The organism is Aggregatibacter valvarum (genome assembly GCF_980468985.1).
In genome coordinates this window covers 1,086,451-1,112,904 of the sequence record NZ_OZ413141.1, presented here as the reverse complement: position 1 = coordinate 1,112,904, position 26,454 = coordinate 1,086,451, and the positions used below count along the sequence as shown (strand labels likewise).

The 26,454-nt window shown below is 45.4% G+C and carries 31 protein-coding genes, 1 other RNA gene and 3 pseudogenes; 28 read left to right on the top strand and 7 right to left on the bottom strand.

Annotated features, from left to right (window positions below; all coding sequences use genetic code 11):
* Nucleotides 1-85: 85 nt before the first annotated feature.
* The 8 genes and pseudogenes from AC30SF_RS05135 to AC30SF_RS05100 all read left to right on the top strand — a co-directional run.
* Nucleotides 86-235, top strand: a pseudogene (locus tag AC30SF_RS05135) (RNA methyltransferase substrate-binding domain-containing protein); the annotation flags it as partial.
* Nucleotides 236-241: 6 nt separating this feature from the next.
* Nucleotides 242-433: pseudogene (locus AC30SF_RS05130) on the top strand (carboxymuconolactone decarboxylase family protein); the annotation flags it as partial.
* A 125-nt stretch (nucleotides 434-558) separates the two neighbouring features.
* Nucleotides 559-1,089: a DUF302 domain-containing protein gene (locus AC30SF_RS05125; RefSeq protein ID WP_489607772.1), complete on the top strand. Its 531-nt coding sequence runs from the start codon at nucleotides 559-561 to the stop codon at nucleotides 1,087-1,089.
* A 62-nt stretch (nucleotides 1,090-1,151) separates the two neighbouring features.
* The gene (locus AC30SF_RS05120; protein ID WP_489607771.1) at nucleotides 1,152-1,382 is read left to right on the top strand and encodes a helix-turn-helix domain-containing protein; all 231 of its coding nucleotides are present in this window, start codon (nucleotides 1,152-1,154) and stop codon (nucleotides 1,380-1,382) included.
* 304 nt (nucleotides 1,383-1,686) lie between these two features.
* Nucleotides 1,687-1,815 (top strand): annotated as a pseudogene (locus AC30SF_RS05115) (ABC transporter permease); the annotation flags it as partial.
* The gene (locus AC30SF_RS05110) at nucleotides 1,815-2,306 is read left to right on the top strand and encodes an ATP-binding cassette domain-containing protein (protein ID WP_489607770.1); all 492 of its coding nucleotides are present in this window, start codon (nucleotides 1,815-1,817) and stop codon (nucleotides 2,304-2,306) included. The pseudogene AC30SF_RS05115 and the gene AC30SF_RS05110, both read left to right, overlap by 1 nt.
* Before the next feature lie 18 nt (nucleotides 2,307-2,324).
* Nucleotides 2,325-2,507 carry a hypothetical protein gene (locus AC30SF_RS05105; protein WP_489607769.1) on the top strand — a complete coding sequence of 61 codons (183 nt, stop codon included), beginning with the start codon at nucleotides 2,325-2,327 and terminating at the stop codon, nucleotides 2,505-2,507.
* A 309-nt stretch (nucleotides 2,508-2,816) separates the two neighbouring features.
* Nucleotides 2,817-3,431 (top strand): CadD family cadmium resistance transporter, encoded by a 615-nt coding sequence (locus AC30SF_RS05100; protein ID WP_049352176.1) that lies wholly within the window; start codon nucleotides 2,817-2,819, stop codon nucleotides 3,429-3,431.
* A gap of 108 nt (nucleotides 3,432-3,539) precedes the next feature.
* Here the strand turns inward: AC30SF_RS05100 and AC30SF_RS05095 are convergent, their stop codons facing one another.
* Nucleotides 3,540-3,758: a hypothetical protein gene (locus tag AC30SF_RS05095; RefSeq protein WP_489608328.1), complete on the bottom strand. Its 219-nt coding sequence runs from the start codon at nucleotides 3,756-3,758 to the stop codon at nucleotides 3,540-3,542.
* Nucleotides 3,759-3,888: 130 nt separating this feature from the next.
* On the opposite strand from AC30SF_RS05095, the gene AC30SF_RS05090 reads away from it, so the two are divergent.
* From AC30SF_RS05090 to ygiD, 8 genes are all read left to right on the top strand, one after another.
* Nucleotides 3,889-4,752 carry an AraC family transcriptional regulator gene (locus tag AC30SF_RS05090; RefSeq protein ID WP_489607768.1) on the top strand — a complete coding sequence of 288 codons (864 nt, stop codon included), beginning with the start codon at nucleotides 3,889-3,891 and terminating at the stop codon, nucleotides 4,750-4,752.
* Between the two features lie 357 nt (nucleotides 4,753-5,109).
* On the top strand, nucleotides 5,110-5,970 hold the full coding sequence (locus AC30SF_RS05085; protein WP_489607767.1) for an SDR family oxidoreductase: 861 nt from the start codon (nucleotides 5,110-5,112) through the stop codon (nucleotides 5,968-5,970).
* Entirely contained in the window at nucleotides 5,960-6,784 is an 825-nt protein-coding gene (locus AC30SF_RS05080; RefSeq protein WP_489607766.1) for an ABC transporter ATP-binding protein, read from the top strand. Before AC30SF_RS05085 ends, AC30SF_RS05080 begins: the two co-directional genes overlap by 11 nt.
* A gap of 101 nt (nucleotides 6,785-6,885) precedes the next feature.
* Entirely contained in the window at nucleotides 6,886-8,403 is a 1,518-nt protein-coding gene (locus AC30SF_RS05075; protein WP_489607765.1) for an ABC transporter permease/substrate-binding protein, read from the top strand.
* A 47-nt stretch (nucleotides 8,404-8,450) separates the two neighbouring features.
* A complete protein-coding gene (locus AC30SF_RS05070; RefSeq protein ID WP_489607764.1) occupies nucleotides 8,451-8,930 on the top strand; it encodes an alcohol dehydrogenase catalytic domain-containing protein in 480 nt (159 codons plus the stop codon).
* Nucleotides 8,931-9,179 carry a hypothetical protein gene (locus tag AC30SF_RS05065; protein ID WP_489607763.1) on the top strand — a complete coding sequence of 83 codons (249 nt, stop codon included), beginning with the start codon at nucleotides 8,931-8,933 and terminating at the stop codon, nucleotides 9,177-9,179.
* On the top strand, nucleotides 9,176-9,403 hold the full coding sequence (locus AC30SF_RS05060) for a zinc-binding dehydrogenase (protein ID WP_489607762.1): 228 nt from the start codon (nucleotides 9,176-9,178) through the stop codon (nucleotides 9,401-9,403). The genes AC30SF_RS05065 and AC30SF_RS05060 overlap by 4 nt, the downstream gene beginning before the upstream one ends.
* A gap of 489 nt (nucleotides 9,404-9,892) precedes the next feature.
* A complete protein-coding gene (gene ygiD / locus AC30SF_RS05055) occupies nucleotides 9,893-10,678 on the top strand; it encodes a 4,5-DOPA-extradiol-dioxygenase (RefSeq protein ID WP_489607761.1) in 786 nt (261 codons plus the stop codon).
* 186 nt (nucleotides 10,679-10,864) lie between these two features.
* Here the strand turns inward: ygiD and AC30SF_RS05050 are convergent, their stop codons facing one another.
* Nucleotides 10,865-11,194 (bottom strand): DMT family transporter, encoded by a 330-nt coding sequence (locus tag AC30SF_RS05050; RefSeq protein WP_489607760.1) that lies wholly within the window; start codon nucleotides 11,192-11,194, stop codon nucleotides 10,865-10,867.
* A gap of 238 nt (nucleotides 11,195-11,432) precedes the next feature.
* On the opposite strand from AC30SF_RS05050, the gene AC30SF_RS05045 reads away from it, so the two are divergent.
* Entirely contained in the window at nucleotides 11,433-12,959 is a 1,527-nt protein-coding gene (locus AC30SF_RS05045; protein WP_489607759.1) for a catalase, read from the top strand.
* Nucleotides 12,960-13,550: 591 nt separating this feature from the next.
* On the opposite strand, the gene bamC is transcribed toward AC30SF_RS05045, so the two are convergent.
* On the bottom strand, nucleotides 13,551-14,561 hold the full coding sequence (gene bamC, locus AC30SF_RS05040; RefSeq protein ID WP_448757630.1) for an NlpB/DapX family lipoprotein: 1,011 nt from the start codon (nucleotides 14,559-14,561) through the stop codon (nucleotides 13,551-13,553).
* Between the two features lie 100 nt (nucleotides 14,562-14,661).
* On the bottom strand, nucleotides 14,662-15,555 hold the full coding sequence (dapA, locus tag AC30SF_RS05035) for a 4-hydroxy-tetrahydrodipicolinate synthase (protein WP_021616264.1): 894 nt from the start codon (nucleotides 15,553-15,555) through the stop codon (nucleotides 14,662-14,664).
* A gap of 138 nt (nucleotides 15,556-15,693) precedes the next feature.
* Here dapA and bcp point away from each other — a divergent pair, with 138 nt between their 5' ends.
* The 9 genes from bcp to dapB all read left to right on the top strand — a co-directional run bounded on the left by bcp (nucleotide 15,694) and on the right by dapB (nucleotide 23,140).
* Entirely contained in the window at nucleotides 15,694-16,167 is a 474-nt protein-coding gene (gene bcp / locus AC30SF_RS05030; protein WP_021616263.1) for a thioredoxin-dependent thiol peroxidase, read from the top strand.
* A 79-nt stretch (nucleotides 16,168-16,246) separates the two neighbouring features.
* Nucleotides 16,247-17,512 carry an FtsH protease activity modulator HflK gene (hflK, locus tag AC30SF_RS05025; RefSeq protein WP_489607758.1) on the top strand — a complete coding sequence of 422 codons (1,266 nt, stop codon included), beginning with the start codon at nucleotides 16,247-16,249 and terminating at the stop codon, nucleotides 17,510-17,512.
* A complete protein-coding gene (gene hflC / locus AC30SF_RS05020) occupies nucleotides 17,512-18,399 on the top strand; it encodes a protease modulator HflC (RefSeq protein WP_376922442.1) in 888 nt (295 codons plus the stop codon). The genes hflK and hflC overlap by 1 nt, the downstream gene beginning before the upstream one ends.
* A gap of 857 nt (nucleotides 18,400-19,256) precedes the next feature.
* Nucleotides 19,257-19,730 carry a 6,7-dimethyl-8-ribityllumazine synthase gene (ribH, locus tag AC30SF_RS05015; protein ID WP_209362331.1) on the top strand — a complete coding sequence of 158 codons (474 nt, stop codon included), beginning with the start codon at nucleotides 19,257-19,259 and terminating at the stop codon, nucleotides 19,728-19,730.
* Nucleotides 19,731-19,736: 6 nt separating this feature from the next.
* Entirely contained in the window at nucleotides 19,737-20,162 is a 426-nt protein-coding gene (gene nusB, locus AC30SF_RS05010; protein ID WP_209362341.1) for a transcription antitermination factor NusB, read from the top strand.
* Nucleotides 20,163-20,186: 24 nt separating this feature from the next.
* Nucleotides 20,187-21,179: a thiamine-phosphate kinase gene (thiL, locus tag AC30SF_RS05005; protein ID WP_314401423.1), complete on the top strand. Its 993-nt coding sequence runs from the start codon at nucleotides 20,187-20,189 to the stop codon at nucleotides 21,177-21,179.
* Nucleotides 21,180-21,189: 10 nt separating this feature from the next.
* On the top strand, nucleotides 21,190-21,681 hold the full coding sequence (locus tag AC30SF_RS05000) for a phosphatidylglycerophosphatase A family protein (protein ID WP_489607757.1): 492 nt from the start codon (nucleotides 21,190-21,192) through the stop codon (nucleotides 21,679-21,681).
* 7 nt (nucleotides 21,682-21,688) lie between these two features.
* Entirely contained in the window at nucleotides 21,689-22,309 is a 621-nt protein-coding gene (locus AC30SF_RS04995; protein ID WP_489607756.1) for a LysE family transporter, read from the top strand.
* An 18-nt stretch (nucleotides 22,310-22,327) separates the two neighbouring features.
* Nucleotides 22,328-23,140: a 4-hydroxy-tetrahydrodipicolinate reductase gene (gene dapB, locus AC30SF_RS04990; protein WP_489607755.1), complete on the top strand. Its 813-nt coding sequence runs from the start codon at nucleotides 22,328-22,330 to the stop codon at nucleotides 23,138-23,140.
* 101 nt (nucleotides 23,141-23,241) lie between these two features.
* Here the strand turns inward: dapB and AC30SF_RS04985 are convergent, their stop codons facing one another.
* Both AC30SF_RS04985 and AC30SF_RS04980 read right to left on the bottom strand, forming a co-directional pair.
* Complete coding sequence (locus tag AC30SF_RS04985; RefSeq protein WP_489607754.1) at nucleotides 23,242-23,796, bottom strand: KdsC family phosphatase; 555 nt, start codon at nucleotides 23,794-23,796, stop codon at nucleotides 23,242-23,244.
* Nucleotides 23,796-24,731, bottom strand: coding sequence for a KpsF/GutQ family sugar isomerase (locus AC30SF_RS04980; RefSeq protein WP_489606624.1), 936 nt, complete (start codon nucleotides 24,729-24,731; stop codon nucleotides 23,796-23,798). Before AC30SF_RS04980 ends, AC30SF_RS04985 begins: the two co-directional genes overlap by 1 nt.
* A gap of 122 nt (nucleotides 24,732-24,853) precedes the next feature.
* Here AC30SF_RS04980 and rnpB point away from each other — a divergent pair.
* Nucleotides 24,854-25,242: RNase P RNA component class A (rnpB, locus tag AC30SF_RS04975), an RNA gene on the top strand.
* Between the two features lie 18 nt (nucleotides 25,243-25,260).
* Here the strand turns inward: rnpB and AC30SF_RS04970 are convergent.
* On the bottom strand, nucleotides 25,261-25,416 hold the full coding sequence (locus AC30SF_RS04970) for a hypothetical protein (RefSeq protein ID WP_156901101.1): 156 nt from the start codon (nucleotides 25,414-25,416) through the stop codon (nucleotides 25,261-25,263).
* Between AC30SF_RS04970 and htpX the strand changes: the two genes are divergently transcribed.
* Nucleotides 25,406-26,275: a protease HtpX gene (gene htpX / locus AC30SF_RS04965; RefSeq protein ID WP_489607753.1), complete on the top strand. Its 870-nt coding sequence runs from the start codon at nucleotides 25,406-25,408 to the stop codon at nucleotides 26,273-26,275. The genes AC30SF_RS04970 and htpX overlap by 11 nt on opposite strands.
* The last annotated feature ends 179 nt before the right edge of the window (nucleotides 26,276-26,454 follow it).

The window sequence follows — 26,454 nt, the reverse complement described above, 5'->3', positions numbered from 1 at the left end:
TTACACTTGTTTTCAGACGACCTTTCCCTTTCAGACGACCTTATCTTGTTATAATGTCGTCTGAAATTTTTTATAAAGCAAAATCATGGCAAACCAAAGACTCATCTACGGCTTCCACGCCGTCAACGCCCGCCTGTGGCAAAACCCGAAATCGATTACCGAACTCTACGTCCAAGAAGGCAAAAACGATGCCCGCACGCGCGACGTGTTGGAGAAAGCGGCAAACGAAAACGTGCGCGTATACTTTGCCATCGCCGTCGCCATCACTACCCGTTGCGAAAGCTGCATCAGCGTACATGCCGCCGCAGCCGCCAAAGCGGGCGCGACTGAAAGCGAAATCACCGGCGCGCTGGCAACCGCTATCGCCCTGAACGCAGGCGCAGCCTACACTTACGCCCTGCGCGCATTGGAAGCGGTTGACGTGCAGCGTTGATTTTGTCTCAAAGGGTCGTCTGAAAACCACTCCCGTTTCAGACGACCCTTTTGCTGACGGGCATTGCTTTTTGCCGCCGAACCGTTTAGATTGATGTCTTTATTCAACCGTTTGGAGAAACAACTATGAAAAAATTACTGACTGCTGCGCTGACTGCCGCCGCACTCGTCCTTCCTGCAGCCGTATCCTATGCCGCGCCCGCTGCTAAAGCCGCCAACGCTTCACATAGCGGCGATGCAGCCCGACAAACCGATTCCCGACAAAGTTCAGCCATGAATCAAACCCATACCGCCGTCAGCAAATACAGCTTCGACGATACCGTCCGCCGTTTGGAAACCGCCGTTAAAGAAAAAGGCATGACCGTGTTCGCCGTCATCGACCACCAAGCCGCAGCGCGACAAAGTGGTTTGGACATGCAGCCCGCGAAAGTCATCGTTTTCGGCACGCCCAAAGCCGGTACGCCGCTGATGCAAAAAGATCCCGCCTTCGCCCTGCAACTGCCGTTGCGCGTCCTCGTTACCGAAGCCGACGGCGCAGTCCAAGTCGTATTCAACGATACGCGCGCGTTGGTGTCGGGCAGTAAAATAGAGTTCGCCGAAGTGGAAAACACACTCGCCAATGCGGAAAAGCTCATCCGTAAAACGGTAACGGAATAAGGTTCGCCCAAATCCGAAGGTCGTCTGAAAACCTGAGCAAACCCTGAACTGCACCCCAAAAGTTGGACATCCCCTCCAACTCACAAGGTGCAGTTTTTTATGAGCAAATATACATTACACTTCAAATACCAAGCCGTACTCCACTCCTGCATATACGCAGCCAACAGCGTACCGCAGATCATTACGGCATCTCCCGAACCCACCTGCGACGATGGATACGCGCCTATCAAGAAGGCGGCATCGGCGCACTCGAACATCCCCACGATAGCGCGCGTTCCCTAACGCGTGCCTGAAAATCAATTTCGTTTGATTCAGATTTTTACTATTTTCATGAATAACTTCAATTTGCTTATTTTTTAGATAGATAAAACTACGCGTCAGAAGGAGGGGCTATCTGGGGAGCCGTTGGCAAAGCCAACGTTCAGAATCCTTTTGATTTTATAACCGCACTTTTTTGTCATTAGAAGAAAATTGAAGAACTTAAACAGGTAATCACTTTATCGCCAAATATCACTTTTCCGGTAAACTTTATTCGTGAGCTTGCCTCGGGATTTTGCTAACTCCGAAACCACAATAGATTGTAATGGCACAAGCGAGGACGCTTGCGCTATCAGGGGGACTTCGACGGTGATGGCTTATGTGGTGTTGGTTATCGTGTTTGTGTCACTGTTTGAATACCTGATTACCAAGCCTTTGGAAATTTTGTTTATGCCGTGGAGAAGGTGATGCTCTGTCTTGAAAACGTGCGTTTTGAAATTCTCCGTGACCCCATCGTGCACGATTTCAGTTTGAACCTGCAACATGGCGAAGTGAAAGCTTTGTTCGGGCCGAGCGGCTGTGGCAAGACGACGGTTTTGCGTTTGATTGCGGGCTTGGAAACGCCGAAATCGGGCACGATACGCAATACTTTCCGCAAAACGGGTTTTCTGTTTCAGGAAAACCGCCTGCCGGAAAACTTGACCGCGATGCAGAATATCGCTATTTTTATGGACAAACCCGATGAAGGCGAAATCATCGCGCTGGCGGCGAAAGTCGGGCTGACTGCGGGCGATTTGAACAAATATCCGACCGAATTGTCCGGCAGCATGGCGAAACGGGTAGCATTTTTGCGCCTGCTGCTGTGCGGCTGCGACCTTGCCTTGCTGGACGAGCCGTTCGTCGGTTTGGACCGCGATTTGCGCGATATTTTGGTCGCCATGCTGGTGGAAAAAATCTAGCGGCAGGGCATGGCGTGTATGCTGGTAACGCACGACCGCTTCGAAGCCGCACGCCTGAGCCATGAAATTATGCTGCTTTCCACTAAGGGCATGAACGTGCAAAACGTGATTACCCTGCCTACGCCGCTGTCCAAACGCGATTCGGCTTTTGAAGAAGCCGTGGTGGCAAGAGAGTTTCAGGGGATTCATTATTATGAGTGATAGGAATTTAAATTTCTGACAAACCTTGCGGTTCGTTGCCCTCTCCCTAACCCTCTCCCACGGGGAAAGGGGATCAGGTTTCTCAAAATCAGAGAGCCGTAGAATTGGGAATCAGATGTCAGGTAAACCTGAAAATGTTCAGGCTCGACAGCCCAATTCCCTCTCCCCGTGGGAGAGGGCTAGGGAGAGGGTAAGCAAGCCGCAGGCTTGCCTCTTTAGCGAAAGATACGAATCTGTTATCCGAACGCGATTCGGTTTTTGAAAAAGCCGTGGTGCCAAGGGGGCAGGGGATTCATTATAAGGTGCTTTATGTTTTCGACTGTGATTACTGCTGCTGTTTTATATATTGCTACAGCAGTAGATTTGTTGGTAATACTATTAATATTTTTTGCTAGAGCAAATACTAGAAAAGAATATCGAGATATTTATATCGGACAATATTTAGGTTCTGTAATTTTAATATTAGTTAGTTTATTTCTAGCTTTTGTTTTGAATTATGTTCCGGAAAAATGGGTGTTGGGTTTATTAGGTTTAATACCGATTTACTTAGGTATTAAAGTTGCTATTTACGACGATTGTGAGGGCGAAAAAAGAGCTAAAAAAGAATTGGATGAAAAAGGGTTGTCAAAATTAGTCGGTATTGTTGCTTTGGTTACAGTTGCTAGTTGTGGTGCAGATAATATTGGACTTTTTGTTCCTTACTTTGTGACTTTAGATCTTGTCGACTTATTAGTTACTCTTCTTGTATTTTTAATATTGATTTTTGTTTTAGTATATACAGCACAAAGATTGGCTAATATTTCAGGTGTTGGTGAAATTATAGAGAAGTTTAGTCGTTGGATAATGGCTGTTATTTATATTGGTTTAGGGTTATTTATTATTATTGAAAATAATACAATTCAAACAATAATATCAATAATATGAATGATACGGGCATTTGAGTATCTGACAAACCTTCGGCTTGCTTCTTCAATACAAGATACAACCCTGTCCGCCCAATAAATCCATATTCGAAAGCATCTTCATGCAGAATTAAGCCAAACCATGAATAAGTTTTTCACCCACCCCATGCGGCCGTTTTTCGTTGGTGCGGCGGTGCTTGCCATACTCGGCGCGTTGGTGTTTTTCATCAGCTCCGGTGCCGTCATTTTGAAATGAAACCAAATCAAAGCCAATTGAACCGTCATCTACTTGTGTATGGCCATCACGACCGCCGATTGCTGTTGCTGAGGTTTTGTAGAAAATTTTCATGATATTGTCCTCAATTCAATATTGGTTAAATGTTTTGGCGTACTGCCGTTGAAAGTGAGTTCATTATATTGAACGGCAATATGAAGTGTTATATGATTCATCCAAATTATTTGCCTATTCCTACAAAATTATGTTCTCAACTGAAACGATAGAACGCTTATTAAAAGTTATTCCACATAACGAACTCTATTCATCACCGATTAAAGGCTTATTTCTTCGCCATTCAGATCAACCATTTTGTTACGAAGGTATTATTCAAGAGCCGAGCATTTGCATCGTGTTAAGCGGAGAACGTGAAGTGCAGCTAGGCGAACAATGCTACCGATTTGATAATCAACATTTTATGTTTTGCCCAGTAAACATACCGATGCGTGGCGAGATTAAATATGCAGAGCCGCAAAAGCCGTTTTTAGTGATGTCGATGAAAATTGATATTGAAAGCGTTAGCAAGATTTTATTAGCAAATCCAAACCTTGCAGATGATGTTCAACAGGGCGACGAAGGTTTTGCACAATGGCATTTGGATGAATCTCTCAAAAATGCTGTTGAACGCTTATTATTCTTGCACGAAAATCCAAAAGATATTGGGTTTCTTGCACCGCTTATCCAACAAGAAATTTATTATCGGCTCCTTACAGGCGAGCAAGGTGGCAAATTTAAAGCTATGGTAAGCAATGGATCGCACACCAAAAAAATAGCCCAAGCCACCCATTATCTGCAACAGCATTTCAGTGAAACCATCACCGTGGAAACCTTGGCAAATTTAAGTGGTATGTCATTATCTGGATTTCATAGTCATTTCAAGAGGATAACCAGCCTTTCACCGCTGCAATACCAAAAATCCTTACGTTTGATGGAAGCCAGACGACTGATCGCACAAGAAGGGCGAGGCATTACTGAAGCCGCTTACCAAGTCGGCTACGAATCACCTAGCCAATTCAGCCGTGAATATAAACGGTATTTCGGGCATGCACCGAAGGGGGATATTAAATAGATGAGTATTAAAGATAGATGGCAAAAACACGTTGGAATTTGACCGCACTTTTGTATTTGTTATTCAAAAATCGTTCTACCACGATCTATCTAGGAATTAAATTCAGATAAATACCGAATTTTTTATTTTAATCAACTGCAGGAAATGCCCCATGTGGTCATGATTCCTCGTTGGAGACACGAGAATAGGTCTGCGCCGACATGGGGTTGGCACTGTTACTTTCCGGTGATGCTGTGCTATTGATAGAAAGTGGCCAATTGAGCGTTGCTTTACCTGAATACAAACTTCCTACTACCCTAAAGCTACTTTTTCAGCTACCCTTATCTTATATCTACACAGTTCCCCAAGGAGTTCCTCATGAACATCGCCATCACCGGCGCCAGCGGCAACATCGGCGGCATGGTCGCCCGGCACCTCAATTCACGCGGACTGCCGCTAATTCTGCCACTGCGTAACCCCGCCAAAGCCCCCGAACTACCAAACTGCGAGGCGCGGCGGTTTGCCTATGGCGATTGGGAGCTTGCCAAGCAGGGGTTAAACGGGGTGGATGTGCTGTTTATGGTGTCTGCCGCCGAAAGCCCAACACGCGAGCAGGAGCATTTGACTTTGGTGCAGTCTGCTTCGGAAGCGGGCGTGAAACACATGGTCTATCTCTCTTTTGCGCAGGCGGCGTTGGACAGCACCTTCACGCTGGCGCGCACTCATGCGGTTACCGAAAATGTAATCCGGCAAACGAATATGCGCTACACCTTTCTGCGCGACAATTTTTACAGCGAGATGATGGCAACGATTGCCAACGCAGACGGCATCATCGCAGGCCCTGCTGACGACGGGCGCGTTACCTGCGTTTCGCAGCGCGATGTCGCCCAAGCAGCGGCAAACGTCATCGCCGACATCGCGTGCGGCAACCACCGCCACGACAATCAGACCTACACGCTGACAGGTTCCCAATCATTAAGTTTTGCTGAAATAGCCGCCGTCTTAACCGAAATCACCGGCAAACCGCACCGCTACCACAACGAAACCCTAGAAGAAGCCTTCGCCAGCCGCAAATCCGCGTACCCTGACACGCCCGATTGGCAGATTGAAGCGTGGGTTTCTACCTACACTGCCATTGCCAAAGGCGAACTTGCCGCCGTTTCAGACGTCCTACCACAGTTGTTGGGATGCGCACCGCTTAATTTTGAAGACGTAGTAAGGGCACAATATGCAAAATAATCTTGTCCCGTTTATTGAATTTCGTGGCGTAGGCAAGCAGTATGATGGCAAATATGCTGTGCGCGATTTGGATTTGACTATTTATGAGGGTGAATTTTTCGTGTTGGTGGGCGGTTCGGGCAGCGGAAAATCCACTACTTTACGCATGATTAACGCGCTAATTGAACCGACCGATGGCAACGTTTATCTGCACGGCAAACGGATTAAAGACTACGACATCCGTCAGCTGCGCCACCAAATCGGCTATGTATTGCAGCAAATCGCGCTTTTTCCCACGATGACTGTGGCAGAAAACATCGCGCTCATGCCCGACGTACTGGGCTGGCCGAAAGCCGAACGCAAAACGCGTGTGAATGAATTATTGGAGTTGGTGGAACTTGACCCTGCGCACTACCGAGACCGCTATCCGCATGAACTTTCCGGCGGTGAACAGCAGCGCATCGGCATTTTGCGCGCCATTGCCGCCAAGCCCCAAGTACTGCTGATGGATGAACCGTTTTCCGCGCTCGACCCGTTGGTGCGCACCGTGCTGCAAGACCAGATTGCTATGATTCACCAAAAATTTGGCACCACTATCGTTTTCGTTACCCATGATATGCAGGAAGCCGCCAAACTCGCTTGCCGTATCGGTGTAATGCATAACGGCAAACTGGTACAAATCGGCACACCTGAAGAAATCAAAAAGCAGCCGGCAAACGATTACGTGCAATCGCTGTTTTCCACCGCCGACGCACCCGATGCCCAACGCATCATCCACCAATTCTTACGGTTGGATAAACAGGGACAGGAAGCTGTAAGAAGGGCGGTGTTATGATGGTGAAGGCCGTCTGAAACCTCTTTCAAGGCGCTAACACCTTGCTGTAAAGCAAACATAAACATCTATTATTCAACATACTAACTATAAAATTTAAAACTATGTTCTCATCCCTAAACGTTACCTCGGCAGAACTTTGGCAAATGCTGCTTACGCATTTATGGCTTTCCGGACTGGCTTTGCTCGCGGCAGTGGCGATTGCGGTGCCTACCGCCGTGTTGTTTGCGCGCAGACAGCGGGCAGCGGAAGCGGTATTGCAGTTCACCAATATATTGCAAACCATCCCGTCTTTGGCACTGCTGGGTTTGCTGATTCCATTTGTCGGCATTGGATCACCGCCCGTCTTGATTGCGCTCACGCTATACGCGCTGTTGCCGATTTTTCAAAATACCTATTTGGGGCTGACCCAAATCGACCAATCGATTCAAGATGCGTACACCGCATTCGGCCTGTCACGTTGGCAGTCGCTATGGCGGATTGAGCTACCGATGGCATTACCAGCCATGATTTCGGGCATCCGCACAGCGGCAGTGCTTATTGTCGGCACGGCAACACTGGCAGCGTTAATCGGTGCAGGCGGCTTGGGCAACCTGATTCTGCTCGGCATCGACCGAAACAACATGACGATGACGTTTACCGGCGCATTGCTCTCCGCGTTACTGGCTGTCGGCGTAAGCGGCATTATCGGGCTGTTGCAGAAATCGCGACGCAAGTTGCCGATTGTTCTTGCATTGACTGTGGGCTTCGGCGCACTCGGTCTGTCGCAGATTTCATTTACGCCTGCCACAAAAAACGTGGTGGTTGCCGGCAAAATGGGTAGCGAGCCGGATATTCTGATTAATATGTATAAATTCTTGATTGAACGTGAAAATCCGAATGTGAAAGTCACAGTCAAACCTAATTTCGGCAAAACCACTTTCCTGTTTAACGCACTGAATAGTGGCGAAATCGACATTTATCCTGAATTCACCGGCACCGTGCTGGAAGCCTTAGTACAAGTACCACCTGAACAGAAAAACCGCCATTTGTCGCCAGATGAAACCTATCAACGGGGCAAACAATTATTGGCGGAACAATATCAGTTAGAGTTTCTACCACCGATGTCTTATCAGAACACTTACGCGTTGGCAGTCAAAGAAAGCTACGGTGCATCGCACCAACTGAAGACAATCAGCGACTTGAAGCAGGTAGCACCCGATATCCGAGCAGGTTTCTCACTGGAATTTATCGACCGAGCGGACGGCTATAAAGGCATGCAGGCTGCCGGTATCACGCTAAAACATATTGTTAGCCTAGAACCTGCCCTGCGCTATACGGCGCTGCTGAATGACAAAATCGACCTAGTGGAAGCCTTTTCTACCGATGCTGAGTTGAAACAATATCAATTGCGCCTACTGAAAGATGATATTTCTCTGTTTCCAGCCTATCAGGGCGCGCCACTGATGAAAGCGGAATTTGCCGAAAAAAATCCTCAAATTGTGACCGCACTTAACCGACTGGCGGGAAAAATTAGCGAAGAGGAAATGAGCGAGATGAACTACCGCGTGAAAGTGCAAGGCGAAAGCGCGGAAAGCGTAGCGAGGGATTATTTAGAGAAAAATGGGTTGTTAGGAAAGTAAAATTAGCAGTAGGCTACCTGAAAGCATCAGATTCTTAGGGAGATATTATGAAAGCTGTAAAAATCTACCAAGCCTGCGGCCCGGAACAACTGATTTATCAAGACGTGCCAACACCTGATATCAAAGAGGGTTGGTCACTGGTAAAAATCAAAGGCTTCGGCATCAACCATTCTGAGATTTTCACGCGCGAAGGCAAATCGCCGTCTGTCCAATTCCCGCGCATTTTGGGCATTGAATGTGTAGGCGAAGTGGCGCAAAGTTCCACGCCCGCGCTGGCGGTCGGACAAAAGGTCGTCTCTATTATGGGCGAAATGGGGCGCGCCTTTGATGGCAGCTACGCCGAATATGTGTTGCTGCCCAACGAGCAAATTTACCCCGTTCATACCGATTTGGATTGGACAACCCTTGCCGCAATTCCAGAGACCTACTACACCGCATTCGGTTCATTGCAGCAGCTTCGTATCGCGCCGCAAGATCGTGTGCTGGTGCGAGGTGCAGGCAGCGGCGTGGGCATAGCCTTTGCATAGTTGCTCAAAGCACAGTTTCCGCATGTCGTACTGCACGGTTCAACGCGAAATCCTGCCAAAGCTACCCGTTTGCAAGCGGTCGGATTTGACGAAGTGATTACTGAAGTCGATGGCAAAATACAAACTGACCAACGCTACGACAAAATTCTAGAATTGGTCGGGCCGGCAACTTTGCGTGATTCTTTCTCCCACATCAACGAGCACGGCATCGTCTGCAATACGGGCAGCTTGGTAACGTGTGGGGCGTGAACGATTTTGATCCAATTATCGAACTCAAAAACAACAGCTATCTCACCGCCTTTTATTCGGGCAATGTGTCGCAAGCCAAGCTGGATGTGATGTTTGACTATATCCGGCGGTTTGATGTGAAAATCTTAATTGAACGCGTGTTTTCATTGGAACAAGTTTCCGAAGCCCACCGCTTTTTGCAAAGCGCGGCCGGATTTGGGAAAGTGGTGGTAGTCAATGAATAGGGCTATCTAAAATTCCATCAAATCAAATTTTTAGGCATAGATTTATACAGCTGTTTGCTATGGGGGATAGCTAAGCGGTAAAGTTTTGAGGAAGATTTATAAAAATTCTTTGAAATTTGATCACTCTTTCACGATTTTGTGCGTAGCGTGCAACTTGTTGCACGACCAAATTACACACGGAACGTTATTTCACCCTTCCGGGTATTCATGATTTCGTGCAACAAATTGCACGCTACGATTCATTAAAATAGTGATATGAAAATAAACAAGGTTACCAGTTTTCACAATCCCCTTGAGGAGCTTGTGAAGTATAGGCCCTTATAGGAGAGCCTAAAAACCGCATGTTTTACGTGCGGATTGTTATTTTGTCGTAAGGTCAAAAAATATTTCATTATTTTCTATCAGTAAAAAATGTTGTTCATAAAGCGCAGTTTATTGCTTAATCATTTATCTGTACAATTTGCCACATCAAATAACGAGGAGAAAATCATGAAAAAAATGCCGGTCTTGTTTGTTGGGCATGGTAGCCCTATGAATGTGTTGGATAAGGAAAATTCTTTCAACCAAAATCTTAGCCTGATTACGCAAAAATTTGCCAAACCCAAAGCGATTTTGATGATTTCGGCGCATTGGTATAGCAGTCGTTTGCAAGTGACATCGGGCGAACACCCTAAAATGATTTACGATTTCTACGGCTTTCCTGAAGAACTCAGCCAAGTGCAATATCCGGCGCCTGGTTCGCCTGAATTGGCGGAGCAAGTGCGGTCGTTATTGCAGCCGGAAAATGTGGAGCTGAATCCGACGCGCGGTTTTGATCATGGCGCATGGGCGGTGTTGAAGTTTCTGTATCCCGATGCCGATATCCCTGTGGTGCAACTGAGTCTTAACCGTTTGCAACCTGTACAGTGGCATTTCAATTTGGCAAAAAAATTGGCTGCTTTGCGTGAAGAGGGCGTGTTGATTATCGGTAGTGGCAACATTGTGCATAATCTGAGAGCAATAAGCTGGGAACATATTGATCAAATCGGTGCAGGTTATGACTGGGCGTATGCGTTCCGTGATCACATTAATCACGCAATGACCACACAAAATGACGATGAATTGGTGCATTATGAGCAATTTGGTGAAAATGCGGCGCTTTCTGTCCCCACTCCGGATCACTATTTGCCTCTCTTGTATGTGATGGCGCTACGGGAGCCGGATGAAAAAGTGGCATTTTTTAATGATCATTTGATTGCCGGTTCATTGAGTATGACCTCTGTGTTGGTAGGGTAAAATGAACGCAACACTTTATGTTGAAATGCCATAAATTGGCATTGTAATGGGGCGGAGCAGTGGCGGGCATCTCGCTTTCCGTTGCCAAGTTTGAGGCACCGTTCATGCACGGATCCGAGTATGAGAAGGCACAATGAGAGCGCTTCTTGCTTTGAAGGTGATAGCAATCACGTTATGTTCTGAAAATTAGTGATTCGTTGTCGAAAATAGATTAATCACCAGCACGCCGGAAATAATCAGGGCAATTCCTAACATAGCGGGCATATCGAGTTTTTGTCCAAAGGCAAAGTAGGCAACCATCGCTGTCAAAATGATCCCTACGCCGGACCAAACGGCATAGACCAAGCCGACAGGCAGGCTACGGAAGACGATGGAGACCAAATAAAACGATAAGGCATAAATCAATAACGCACTTATGGTGGGAAGCGGTTTGGTAAAACCATCGCTTAATTTCAGCAAATTGGTGGCGATGACTTCCAAGCCGATAGAGCTACCCAGTAAAAGCCAAGGATTCATATTTTCTCTCCGTTTGTAAAATCTTTCTAAAAAATGACCGCACTTTAGAATGCGATTGAACCGTTCATGAAAAAACGTCAATTTTGGGCGGAATATAGCAAATTTGCATTATGCTGTCGTAATTCTTTTTTAAATAGGGTTTTCAAATTGATTTAATAGATTTCAATCGGTAAAACCTTTCTGTATTATGCTTGGCGATATTTACTTTAAGCTAATACTATTTATTAAGGAGTTTTCTATGAGTGCTAAATGCCCTTTTTCTCATCTAACCAGCACGCCTTTAACGATGGGTAACGGCGCGCCTGTTGCCGATAACCAAAACAGTTTAACTGCCGGCCCTCGCGGTCCATTACTCTCACAAGATTTATGGCTAAATGAAAAATTAGCAGATTTTGTGCGTGAAGTGATTCCGGAGCGTCGTATGCACGCGAAAGGTTCCGGTGCATTTGGTACCTTTACTGTTACACACGACATTACTAAATATACTCGCGCAAAAATTTTCAGTGAAGTCGGCAAAAAAACGGAAATGTTTGCACGCTTTACGACCGTTGCCGGTGAACGTGGTGCTGCAGATGCGGAACGTGATATTCGTGGTTTTGCTTTAAAATTCTATACCGAAGAAGGGAACTGGGATTTAGTGGGTAACAACACGCCGGTATTCTTCTTACGTGATCCGCGTAAATTCCCAGATTTAAACAAAGCGGTAAAACGTGATCCTCGCACGAATATGCGTTCAGCTACTAACAACTGGGACTTTTGGACATTATTGCCGGAATCATTGCACCAAGTCACTATTGTCATGAGTGATCGCGGTATTCCGGCAAGCTATCGCCATATGCACGGTTTCGGTTCACATACTTACAGTTTCTGGAACGAAGCAGGCGAACGTTTTTGGGTGAAATTCCACTTCCGTACTCAACAAGGCATTAAAAACTTAACGGATGCAGAAGCCGCTGCCGTTATTGCAAATGACCGTGAAAGTCATCAACGCGATCTGTATGAAGCGATTGAACGGGGTGATTTCCCGAAATGGACGTTATACGTACAAATCATGCCTGAAGCCGATGCGGAAAAAGTGCCTTACCACCCATTCGATTTAACCAAAATATGGCCGAAAAAAGACTATCCATTAATTGAAGTAGGGGAGTTTGAACTTAACCGCAATCCGGAAAACTTCTTTGCTGATGTGGAACAATCTGCCTTTGCACCGAGTAACTTAGTGCCGGGAATTGGTGCAAGCCCGGATAAAATGTTGCAAGCGCGTTTATTCAACTATGCCGATGCACAACGTTATCGTTTAGGGGTGAACTACCGTCAAATTCCGGTAAATCGTCCACGTTGCCCGGTGCACAGCAACCAACGTGATGGTTTTGGTCGTGTTGATGGTAACTATGGTAGCTTGCCGCACTATGAACCGAATAGTTTTAATCAATGGCAACAACAACCGGATTTTGCCGAACCACCACTTCGTATTAATGGCGATGCGGCGCACTGGGATTTCCGTCAGGATGATGACGACTACTTTAGCCAACCGCGTGCATTATTTAACCTCATGAATCCAGAGCAAAAACAAGCATTGTTCAACAATACGGCTGCCGCGATGGGGGATGCACCTGATTTCATCAAATATCGTCATATTCGTAACTGTCATTGGTGTGATCCGGCGTATGGTGAAGGCGTTGCGAAAGCCTTGGGCTTAACCGTGGAAGATGCGTTAAACGCTCGTGAAGTGGATCCGGCATTAGGTCAACCGGGGCTATTGTAATCTGCGATACCGTACACAATAAAAACGTCTGAAAATCTGACCGCACTTTTGACCGTAATGCAAAAAAGTGCGGTCATTTTTATATGATCGTCAGCTTTTTGCGGACGTTTATTAACCTCAATGCGTAATTCACGATGTCATAGCGTGCAACAAGTTGCACGAATGATTAACCTCAATGCGTAAATTCACGATTTCGTAGCGTGCATCTTGATGCACGACCAAACCACGCACAGAACGTTATTTAACCTTTTTGGGCATTCACGATTTCGTGCAACAAGTTGCACGCTACGATTCACTAAAAAATAGACAAGATTGTCAGTTTTCACAAGCTCCTTTAGCACGAATAATTAACCTCGATGTGTAATTCATGATTTCATGCGTCGCGTGCATCTTGATGCACGACCAAACCACGCACGGAACGTTATTTAACTCTTTTGGGCATTCACGATTTCGTGCAACAAGTTGCACGCTACGATTCACTAAAAAATAGGCAGGATTGCCAGTTTTCACAAGCCCCTTGAGGAGCTTGTGAAGTAGAGGCGCTTAGCTTAATAGGGGAATTTAAAAACCGCACGTTTTACGTGCGGATTGTTATTGATTGAGTAAACGTTGAAGTGATTGATAAATAATTTGCGCTTGCTCATTTGCCAGTGCTGATTTTTTTTCTTCTGAAATCACGACCGCACTTTGTTGTTTATTCAACGCGGCAAGTTGCATTTGATAGCTGCCTTTGCCTAGATTAGGTAATGCTTGCGAGCTAATTTGCTGCCAGGCTTTTTGCGATAATGGTTTGTAATAAAGCTCTCGAATTCCGCGAGCGCTCATGTCTTTTTTGATTTCAAACCCAAGTTTTGGGAGTGTCTCGCCTAATTTTTCCCATGCGGCATCAAACGGTGCGGACAGAATGAGCGCAGTTCTGCCATTGGTATCCGTTGCGATATGCGAGGCGATAGGCGCAGTGGTAGATGCACTCAGATCCTGTTGTTGTTTTTGGTAGGCTGCATTTAATTCGCCGATAAGTTGATTTAGGCGATCAGAGGCATACCGTTGTTTATCTGTAATGGAAGGCGTGTAAATGGTCTCATTGCGTTTCATTTGCAAAACAGAAACCATCAACGCTGCAGCTTGTTCCGTATCGACTTCTTCGATTTGATAGCGAATTTGCGTGTTTTTCAAATCATCGCTTCGCCCGGTGGCAGCCCAATCAGTGAGCAGTTTTCCATTCTCTCTTGTGTATTGGATATTTTGCTCTTTGAGTAGGCGTTCAATTTGTTTTAAATTGTAAATCTTTTGCTGATCTGACGTATAGGCAATAAGCGCGCGTTCGCCATCAAATCGTGTAATGGAATCATGAATGATGGCTAAAGGAATAGAAGGTGGGCGAATATCGACCTTATCCTCTTTGTTCACTTTAATCTGTGGCAATTGATATTCTGTGCTGGCAGTCGGTAACTTGACACCGCCACTGGCAAGCGGATTAAGGCGAGGCAAATCCACATTGGATTTTTGGTAGGTATCTCCAGCTTGTTGTTTGCTTTCATTGCTTGCAGAGCAGGCGGTTAGCGTAGAAATCACGGCAACCGTTAATAGCCATTTTTTCATAAATTATCCTTGATTATGACAACTGAAAAGTTAAACGTCTGTTTTGGACAGATAAATCATAAAGGCATTCAAGGCCTGATGACGGCCTTGAGCGTATATTTTAGCGTAATCCGGCAAAGTTTAATGCATCTAACACAACAGGTTGGGCAGATTCACTGAGTAGGGTAAGTGGCAAACGCAATGTTGGATCGGCAATCAGACCCAGTTTATAGCATGCCCATTTCACCGGAATTGGGTTGGATTCAATAAATAGGTTTTTGTGTAACGGCATTAAACGTTGATTAATGGTTTCTGCTTCGCTAAATTGACCTTGGCGGGCTAAGCGACACATTTCAGCCATGGCTTTCGGCGCAACGTTAGAGGTAACGGAAATCACCCCTTCTGCGCCTAATTTCATGGCTTCTAAACAGGAAGCGTCATCGCCACTAAAGACGAAGAAATCTTTTCCGGCAAGTTGTTTAATCTTTTGCACTCGGCTAATGTCGCCGGTTGCTTCTTTGATGCCAATGATATTCGGAATGGCGGACAATCGTCCCACGGTTTCAGGAAGCAAGTCGCTGCCGGTTCTGCCGGGAACGTTATAAAGAATTTGAGGAATATCCGTGCATTCCGCAATGGCTTTGAAGTGTTGATACATTCCTTCTTGCGTCGGTTTGTTGTAGTAAGGCACGACGGATAAACACCCTACGATGCCACTGTTATTTAATAATTTCGTCATGGTCACAGCTTCGCTTGTGGCGTTGGCACCGGTGCCTGCAATAACCGGAATTCGGCCAGCAGCAAATTCAACTGTTTTTAAGATCACTTTAACATTTTCTTCAATGCTTAATGTCGCTGATTCGCCGGTGGTTCCCACAGAAACGATAGCATCCGTACCGGCTTGAACGTGATATTCAACCAGTTGTTTTAAGTTTTCAAAATCCACTTCGCCATGATTATTCATTGGTGTGACCAAGGCAACGATACTGCCTTGCAGTAAAGGCGCATTTGACATAAAAGCCTCCGATTATTGTTATTCTATTATGCTAATTAAGTATGAAAGATGAGGGTTGCTTGCTAAGGTTCGCTTAAGATCGCTAAAATAGCCATAATTTGCAAGCAATTTTTTTATTTTTTAGAGGAGTTAACCTAGGTGTTAAAGCAATTAAACAGAGGTGATGATGCACCATTATTTACATTATTAAATCAAAATGGCGAGCCCGTTTCTTTGGCGCAATTTCGTGGAAAGAAAGTGCTAGTTTATTTTTATCCGAAAGCCTTAACTCCCGGATGTACGACTCAAGCTTGTGGCTTGCGTGATAGCAAAGCTGAATTGGATAAATTTAATCTTATTATTTTAGGCATCAGTCCGGATAAGCCACAGAAATTAGCTCAATTTGCCGATAAAAAAGCGTTAAATTTCATGCTATTATCGGATGAAACCCACGAAGTCGCCGAACAATTTGGTGTCTGGGGTGAGAAAAAATTTATGGGACGCACATTTGATGGCATTCATCGCGTCAGTTTTTTAATTGATGAGCAGGGAAAAATTGAACAGGTTTTTGATAAATTCAAAACAACCCAGCATCATGAAGTCATATTGAACTACCTGAGCTCAAATTCATAATAAAATCAAATGACATCATTAGACTTAATATGAGATTTTGTTTAGACTTGTAACATTTTTTTGACAAACGGAGAAAACAATGTCGTTAAATGGTTCGGATCAAGATCCTTGGAGCAAACCAAAGCAAAACGGGCAATCATCGGAGAATAACACGTCCGACCAAAATGAAGGCCGTTCGAATTGGGATCGCTCTTCCAATTCACAAAAAGACAATCAACAATCCCCACCGGATTTAGAGGATATTTTCAATAATTTATTGAAAAAATTAAGCGGCAAGGGCGGTGCAAATAATACGAATTCGTCAAACGCCTTTTCCGGGGGCGTTGGTAAGCTGTTGCCGATTGCCATTGCGGCAGGTGTCATTTTATGGGCCGCCAGCGGTTTTTATACGGTCAAAGAAGCCGAACGTGGAGTTGTCTTGCGTTTAGGGCATTTTCATTCCATTGAACAACCCGGCTTAAACTGGAAACCGACCTTTATCGATCGCGTCATTCCGGTGAACGTAGAACGCGTATTGGAGTTAAAAACCCAAGGTGCGATGCTGACGCAAGACGAAAACATGGTCAAAGTCGAAATGACCGTGCAGTATCGTATTCAGGATCCGGCGAAATATTTATTTAGTGCCGTCAACGCCAATGACAGCTTGAATCAAGCGACAGATAGCGCATTGCGTTACGTAATTGGGCATATGACGATGAACGATATTTTAACGACCGGTCGTTCAGTAGTGCGTGAAAATACTTGGAAGGCATTAAATCAGATCATTGAGCCATATAACATGGGATTAGAAGTGATTGATGTGAACTTCCAATCTGCCCGTCCACCGGAAGAGGTGAAAGATGCCTTTGACGATGCGATTAAAGCACAAGAAGACGAGCAGCGTTACATTCGTGAAGCAGAAGCCTATGCGCGGGAGAAAGAACCGATTGCGCGTGGTAATGCTCAGCGTATTTTGGAAGAGGCGACTGCGTATAAAGATCGCGTCGTGTTGGATGCTAAAGGGGAAGTTGAGCGCTTCCAACCGCTTTTAGCGGAATTTAAAGCGGCACCGGAAGTTTTCCGCGAGCGCTTGTATATTCAATCCATGGAAAAAGTGATGGCGAATACGCCGAAAGTGATGCTAGATAGCGGTAGTGGCAATAATTTAACCGTACTACCGTTGGAGCAATTATTGAAAGGAAAAGCCTCTCACATTCCTTCAAATAGCCAGAGTGCGAATGAGATACATGAGACACAACAAAGTGCGGTCAATTCCAGCAATGTTTCTCGTCCACACGAACAAGCAACAACACTCAGACCGGTGGAATCAAGAGGAGATAATGACCGTCAAGGGAGAACTTATTAATGCGTAAATTTGTATTACCGATCATTTTTATTATGATTGCTGTGGTGTATTCCAGCATTGTGGTTGTCACCGAAGGCACGCGAGGCATCATGTTACGCTTTGGCAAAGTACAACGCGATGCCGATAATAAAGTGGCTATTTATAACCCGGGATTGCATTTTAAAATCCCATTTATTGATAACATCAAAGTGCTTGATGCGCGCCTACAAACCCTAGACGGTCAAGCGGATCGCTTTGTAACCGTAGAGAAAAAAGACCTGTTGGTGGATTCCTATGTAAAATGGCGTATTAATGACTTCGGCCGTTTTTTCACCTCCACCGGCGGTGGCGACTATGCACAAGCCGCGAATTTACTGCGTCGTAAAGTCAATGACCGTTTGCGTTCCGAAATTGGTTCACGCACGATCAAAGACATTGTTTCCGGCACACGAGGCGAACTCATGGAAGGGGCGAAAAAGGCGTTAAATAGCGGACAAGACAGCACGGCCGAGCTAGGCATTGAAGTGCTTGATGTGCGAATTAAGCAAATTAACTTGCCGGATGAGGTGTCTTCTTCTATTTATCAACGGATGCGTGCAGAACGTGATGCCGTTGCTCGTGAACACCGTTCGCAAGGTAAAGAAAAAGCCGCATTTATTCAAGCAGACGTGGATCGTAAAGTGACCTTGATTATCGCTAACGCAGAAAAAACTGCCCAAGAATTACGCGGGGAAGGGGACGCCACAGCGGCGAAGATTTTTGCAGAAGCGTTTGGTAAAGAACCGGAATTTTATGGATTTATTCGTAGCCTTAAAGCCTATGAAAGCAGCTTTGCTAATTCCGATAACTTGCTCATTCTAAAACCGGACAGTGATTTCTTCCGTTTTATGCAATCGCCAAGTAAATAATCAAACATAAAATCGCCGCTCAACATTGTGCAGATACCTCCAACAATAAAGGGCGGTTTATGTAAATAATAAAAAAGTGCGGTGAGATTTTTGAAAATTTTTCAGAATCTCACCGCACTTTTATTATAGCCAGTCAAAGTCTGACTATAAAAACCATACGCGATGCGTATGGAGTCCTCCCCATAGCGTGCAACTTGTTGCATGAATGATTAACCTTGATGCGTAATTCATGATTTCATGCGTAGCGTGCAACTTGTTGCACGAATGATTAACTTCGATGTGTAATTCACGATTTCGTGCGTAGCGTGCAACTTGTTGCACGAATGATTAACCTCAATGCGTAATTCACGATTTCATGCGTAGCGTGCAACTTGTTGCACGAATGATTAACTTCGATGTGTAATTCACGATTTCGTACGTAGCGTGCATCTTGATGCACGACCAAACCACGTACGGAATGTTATTTAACCCATTCCGATATTCACGATTTCGTGCAACAAGTTGCACGCTACGATTCACTAAAAAATAAACACGGTTGCCAGCTTTCACAAGCCCTTTGAGAGACTTATGAAGTATAAGCCCTTATAGGGGAGCCTAAAAACCGCACGTTTTACGTGCGGATTGTTATTTAGTGCACATTTCTTTTGCGATGAAAAAAGGAAGTGCGGTGATAAAAAAGCGTGTTTTTTGCGCCTAGATGATGGCAACGGTAGTAAAAGTATGAGGACATTTATCGTGATTGATGTTATTAGATTTGCAGTGTTTTTAACCGCACATTGACTTTTCTTACTGCTGATAGCGGAATTCTATGCTAGAATCCGCACGCAATTTTTTATTACGACAATGTAGGAAAGTATATGAACATTTTAGAGGGGCAGATTGCTGCACCAAATGCAAAAATCGCCGTGGTTATCGGGCGTTTTAACAGCTTTATTAATGAAAGCCTTTTGGAAGGCGCATTGGATGCGTTGAAACGCATCGGTCAAGTAAAAGATGAAAATATTACGTTGGTTCGTGTGCCGGGCGCGTATGAATTGCCATTAGTTGCCCGTCGATTAGCGGAAAGCAAAAAATTTGATGCAATCGTTGCATTAGGCACGGTGATTCGTGGTGGCACAGCGCATTTTGAATATGTGGCAGGCGAAGCCAGCAGTGGTTTAGGCAAAGTGGCGATGGAATCTGACATTCCGGTAGCATTTGGCGTATTGACGACAGAAAACATTGAACAAGCCATTGAACGTGCCGGTACAAAAGCCGGTAATAAAGGCGCAGAGGCCGCATTGGTTGCGTTAGAAATGGTGAATCTTTTAAATCAAATTCAGGCGGTGTAATTTACGATGACCGAACAAGTGAAAAAAATTTCTCCTCGTCGCCGTGCCCGTGAATGTGCCGTACAAGCCCTATATTCTTGGGCAATTTCGCAGAACTCACCGGAAATCATCGAACTTAACTTCATGACCGAACAAGACATGAAGGGCGTAGATACCCCGTATTTCCGTAAATTATTTCGCCAAACCGTAGAGAACGTAGAAGCGGTAGAACGTACCATGCAAGGCTATTTGGATCGCAGTTTAGCGGAATTAGATCCGGTTGAGAAAGCTGTTTTGCGTTTAGCGGTGTATGAGCTGCAATTTGAGGTGGATGTGCCGTATAAAGTGGTAATCAACGAGGCGATTGAAGTTGCCAAAGTGTTCGGCGCAGACGAAAGTCATAAATACATTAATGGTGTATTGGATAAAATTGCACCACTTGTACGACGTTAATTTTCATTAAGACAGGGAGGCGCAATGAGAGAAGGGGAGTTTGATATTATTCAACGTTATTTTACTGCCTCTAAGCGTGCGCCTCGCAAAGATGTCCTTCTTTCGGTCGGTGATGATTGTGCCGTTACCGAACTGAATCGAAATCAACACCTCGCCATTACAACAGACACGATGGTTGAAGGCGTGCATTTTTTACCGAGTATCCGACCTGCGGATTTAGCGTATAAAGCTGTGGCGAGTAATTTGAGTGATCTCGCGGCGATGGGTGCAGAACCGGCTTGGATCTCCTTAGCCTTGACGATACCCAATATCGATCATGCGTGGTTGACAGAATTTAGTGAAAGTTTTTTTTCAATTCTCGATCACTATAACGTGGATCTCATTGGCGGAGATACGACCAGAGGCCCGTTAAGCATTACCATTACCGCGCAAGGCATTATCGCGAAAGATAAAGCACTGTGTCGCCACAATGCCAATGTTGGCGATTGGATCTATGTATCCGGCACCTTGGGCGATAGTGCAGGCGGATTGTCTTATTTATTACAAGGTAAAAGTGCGGTGAATTCTGCACAAGAATTTCTGATTCATCGTCATCTGCGTCCAACGCCGAGAGTGCTGCTGGGCATGGCGCTTTCTTTAACACGCTTAGCCAGTTCGGCGATTGATATTTCTGATGGTTGTGTGGCGGATTTAACGCATATCTTAGAACGTAGCCAATGTGGTGCGGTAATTGAGTTAGATAAATTGCCGCTATCGGCTGAATTAGTCAGTGAATTTGGTTTGGCAAAGGCGGAGCAATATGCTTTGAGTGGCGGCGAAGATTACGAACTTTGTTTTACTGTGCCGGATAGCAACAAAGCCAAATTAGCTAAGGCATTGGCGCATATTGGCGTGAACTATACTTGCATTGGACAAATTCGTGCAATTCACCCAAAAAACAAAAATCGGATTCAATTCCAACGCCATGGTCAACGGGTAGAAGTCGAATTCGCTGGCGGTTTCGATCATTTTAAATAGGTCTTTTATTATGGCTGTACCACAAAATCCCCTCGAACGGGTGACGTTGCGCAATCCTATTCATTTTCTCGCACTGGGCTTTGGCTTCGGTTTGTTGCATCCCGCGCCCGGTACATGGGGCAGTTTAGTGGGCGTGATCGTTGGCGCATTATTATTGCCTTGGCTGGGTGCAAAAACGTTTTTTATCTTGACCGCACTTTGTTTCTTTCTTGGCATTGGGTTATGCGAACGCACCAGCCACGATATGGGCGTACACGATCACGGCAGCATTGTGTGGGATGAAATTGTTGCTGTTTTCTTGGTGCTGTTAGCCGTTCCGCAAGTGTCCTTATTTTGGTGTGCGATTGCGTTTGTAACCTTCCGTTTGTTTGATATTTTAAAACCTTATCCGATTCGCTATTTCGATGAAAAACTCACCAACGGCTTCGGCATTATGGTGGATGATATTTTGGCAGCAGGTTATAGCATTCTCGTCATTCTTGCCTTAGCGCATTTTATCTAGCGACAGCATGTTACATTTAATGTTCGTCCATTTAGTGGGATTACTTTCGCCCGGGCCTGATTTCTTTTATGTCAGCCGTGCTGCTGCAATACATTCTCGGCGAGCGGCAATTTATGGTGTAATCGGCATTACAATTGGCGTGTCTATTTGGGCGACGGCTGCAGTGTTAGGCTTGGCGATTGTGTTCAAAACGATGCCGGCGTTGCAGGGCATTGTCATGGTATTCGGCGGTAGCTATTTGTTTTATCTCGGTGTAAAAATGGCTCGGATCACAACCAACGCGGTATTTGTTGAAACCAATTCGCGACAAAACACCGAATCTAAAAATGAAATCATCAAAGGCTTGTTAGTGAATTTATCCAATGCCAAAGTGGTGATTTATTTCAGCAGCGTGATGTCTTTTGTCCTCGTCAACATCACAGAAACCTGGCAAATTTTGACCGCACTTTTGCTTATCACACTGGAAACGTTTGTTTATTTCTATGTGATTTCCATTTTGTTTTCACGTCCGTTTACCAAGCGTTTTTATAGCCGATATAGTCGCTATATTGACAATGTTTCCGGCGTGATTTTTATTTTATTTGGCGCGTACCTCATTTACAGTGGTGCGTTGAAAATCGTGGATTAGTTTAAATCGGAGAAGATTATGGCGTTAAGAATTGCCATCGTAGGCGCAGGTGGACGCATGGGGCGTCAGTTAATTCAAGCAGTACAAAACGCAGAAGGCGTGGCATTAGGCGCGGCATTTGAGCGCAAAGGCTCTTCCTTGGTCGGTGCGGATGCCGGTGAGTTGGCGGGCATTGGTCACTTAGGCATTCAGGTGGGCGATGATTTAAACGCCGCCAAAGAACAATTTGATGTGCTGATTGATTTCACCCGTCCGGAAGGCACCTTAGAACATTTGGCGTTTTGTGTGGCGAATCAGAAAAACATCATTATCGGCACAACAGGTTTTGATGACGCAGGCAAAGCGGCAATTAAAGCCGCAGCAGAACAGATTGGTGTAGTGCTTGCCTCTAACTTCAGCGTGGGCGTGAATCTGGTGTTCAAATTATTGGAAAAAGCAGCCAAAGTGATGGGCAATTATTGCGATATTGAAATTATTGAAGCGCATCATCGTCACAAAGTGGATGCGCCGTCCGGTACCGCACTTTCCATGGGCGAACACATCGCCAAAACGTTGGGGCGTGATTTGAAAACCCACGGCGTATTTTGCCGTGACGGCATTATCGGTGAACGCAAACGAGATGAAATCGGTTTTTCAACGATCCGCGCTTCCGATGTGGTGGGCGAACATAGCGTTTGGTTTGCCGACATCGGCGAACGCGTTGAAATTGCTCACAAAGCGTCTAGCCGTATGACCTTTGCGAACGGCGCCGTACGTGCCGCCAAATGGCTTGAAGGAAAAAACAACGGCTTGTTTGATATGACGGACGTCTTGGACTTAAATAATTTATAAGCTACGAAAAGACCGCATAATTGAGCCGCACTTTGAGAACTTTGAGAGAATGGCTTCGGTTGAAAGAAGGGCTTAAAGTGCGGTCGTTTTTTATGGCGTTTTTACTGCGCCATCTTTTTCGCCGTCTTCAAAAATCCTTGTGCTGAATTGTAAATTTCGGCTTTGCCTTGGGCGTTTAGAATCATATCGGACATTTCACGGAAGGCGCCTTTGCCACCGCCTAAGCCTAAGGTGTAATCGGCAAAGTTTTTGACATATTCCGGTGCATCGGCAACCGCGAAGGAAAGTCCACAAACAGCGAAAGCGGGGAGATCAACGCTGTCATCGCCAATGTAAGCCGTTTGCTCCGGCGCAACACCGGCTTGACGGCATAATTCAAAACAGGCGCTTTCTTTTTCCAGTTTGCCTAAAAAAGCGAGTTTAATGCCTAAATCGGTAATGCGTTTGCGCAAAATTGCCGAATCACGTCCGGATAATACAGCGACCTGAATGCCGGCTTCCATCAACATGCGAATGCCTAAACCATCGCGCACATGGAAACTCTTGAGCGCTTCGCCGTTTGCATCGTAGTGCAGTAAACCGTCCGTTAATACGCCGTCCACATCGGTGATAACGAATTTCACCTGTTTTAATTTTTCTTGTAATTCCGTTGTCATTAGCTTGAGAACTCCACTAAACCGACCACATTTTGTGCATCATCCACCACAACCAAAGAATGAATTTTGTGCGCTTTCATGTAATTTTCCGCTTCAGATAAATAGGTATCCTGATGGATAGTTTTTGGATGAGAGGTCATCAATTCCTGTGCGGTTTTGCTCAGTGTGTTAGCACCGTTGGCCGTTAATGCACGGCGAATGTCACCATCGGTGATAATACCGCGTAATTGCTGTTGCTCCATGACCAACGCTACGCCCATACGACCTTCATTCATAATGGTTAAGCAATCGGTGAAGGAGGTCGTTAAGGCGGCAATCGGTAAACGGGTTTGCATTTGATCTTTCACGCGGCATAACAAACGGCGGCCTAAGCTGCCGCCCGGATGGAATTTTGCAAAATCTTCCGGTTGGAAATCACGGGCGCGCATTAAACAAACCGCTAACGCATCGCCCAATGCCATGGTCACAACCACGGAGGTGGTCGGGGCAAGATTGTTCGGGCAGACTTCCCGTTCTACGCGAATGTCCAACACATAATCCGCATGACGCGCTAAAGTGGAATTTTTATTGGACGTGAGCGCAATGATTTTGTTGCCGAAGTTTTTTAGGCTTGGAATGAGTTTGTTTACATCGTCGGTTTCGCCGCTGTAAGAAATGAGCATCACCACATCAATGGGTTTCAGCATGCCTAAATCACCGTGAAAGGCTTCCGTAGGATGCAGGAAAAAACTCGGTGTGCCGGTGGAAGCAAAGGTGGCGACCATTTTTTTCCCCACTAAACCGGATTTGCCGATACCGCCGATTACTAAGCGTCCTTTGCAATTTAAAATTAAATCAACAACCTCAGTGAAGGTGTCGTCTAATTTTTCGCTGAGTTGCCCGAGGGCTTTTTCTTCAACGCCCAGCGTTTCCCGAGCGATCTGTAAATAATCCATGGAAGTTTCCTTATTGGCACAAAAGTGCGGTGTTTTTTAGGCCTGTTTTTATGGCGTTCATTCTAGCCCAACTTTTTACGTAACACTATATTTCACCTTGAATTTACGCTATACTGCGCGCCTGAGTTGGTCAGGCAATCGCCGGTCTATTGAAGCCCTCAAATTCGCGCAAGTGTAACCTAGGGGACAAGTAGGCGGGAGGAAAGTCCGGGCTACACAGGGCAGAGTGCCGGATAACGTCCGGGAGGCGAGAGCCTACGACAAGTGCAGCAGAGAGCAAACCGCCGATGGCCCGCAAGGGATCAGGTAAGGGTGAAAGGGTGCGGTAAGAGCGCACCGTGCCGCCGGTAACGGTTGGCAGCAGGGTAAACTCCACTCGTAGCAAGACCAAATAGGAATCCAATGAATGGCCCGTTCAGGATTCGGGTAGGTTGCTTGAGCGTATGTGTAAATATGCGCCTAGATGAATGATTGTCCACGACAGAACCCGGCTTATCGACCAACTCCCTTTTTCTTTTCAAAAACACGGTCAAAACTCACCGCACTTTTCTCTTTTTCCAATAAAACAAACATTTTTTCTCATTGAATTCATTGGCATACTTGATTTTCCTCTTTTTGTCGCCATTATAGCCAAGCGTGTTTTTATTACTGTTTTATTGAGGAGTTTTTCATCGATGATGCGCATTTTACTTTTCCTTGCGACCAACATGGCAGTATTGTTGGTTTTTAACATCATTTTATCGTTAACCGGTATTCAATCTCGTGATGCGAGCGGTTTAATGCTGTTTGCCGCACTATTTGGTTTTGCGGGTTCGATTATTTCGTTATTTATGTCCAAAACCATGGCAATTCGTTCTGTGGGTGCCGAAGTGATTCAACAACCACGCAACGAAACAGAACGTTGGTTATTGGATACGGTATATTCACAAGCGGATCGTGCCAGTTTGCCGCGTCCGGAAGTGGCGATTTATCATTCTGCTGATGTAAACGCGTTTGCCACCGGTGCAAGCAAAAACAATTCGTTAGTGGCGGTGAGTACCGGATTGTTAAATAAAATGACTCGTGGCGAAGCCGAAGCCGTCTTAGCGCACGAAGTTAGTCATATTAAAAACGGTGATATGGTGACTATGGCGTTACTACAAGGCGTTCTCAATACCTTCGTGATTTTCTTATCACGCCTCATTGCCAACGTAGTCGCGAGTTCTCGTAATCAGGATAACGAAAGTTCAAACAATTCAGGAATCTATTTCTTAGTTTCGATGGTGTTGGAAGTGGTCTTCGGTTTCTTGGCAAGCATGATCGCCATGTGGTTCTCTCGTCAACGGGAATTCAGAGCTGATGCAGGTTCGGCGAATTTAGTGGGTAAGCAAAAAATGATTGATGCGCTAAAACGCTTACAAAACTTGCATGAACCGGAAGAGCTAGAAGGTTCCACCTTGGCGGCATTTGCCATTAACGGTAAACGTGGTGGCGGCTTAACAGAATTATTCTTAAGCCACCCGCCGTTGGAAAAACGGATTGAAGCATTGCAACAGTTACCTTAAGTAAAATTTATCTTTAATAAATAGAGGCTTTTTTAAGCCTCTATTTTTTATCCCAAGAAAATGGCTGAAAAGTTTCATGAGAAAGGCAAATGGAAGAATAAAGTGCGGTCATTTTTCTCGATAAATCTTCGTTTTGTTACGGAATAATTTCCTCAGTCATAGATAAATTGCGTGATTTT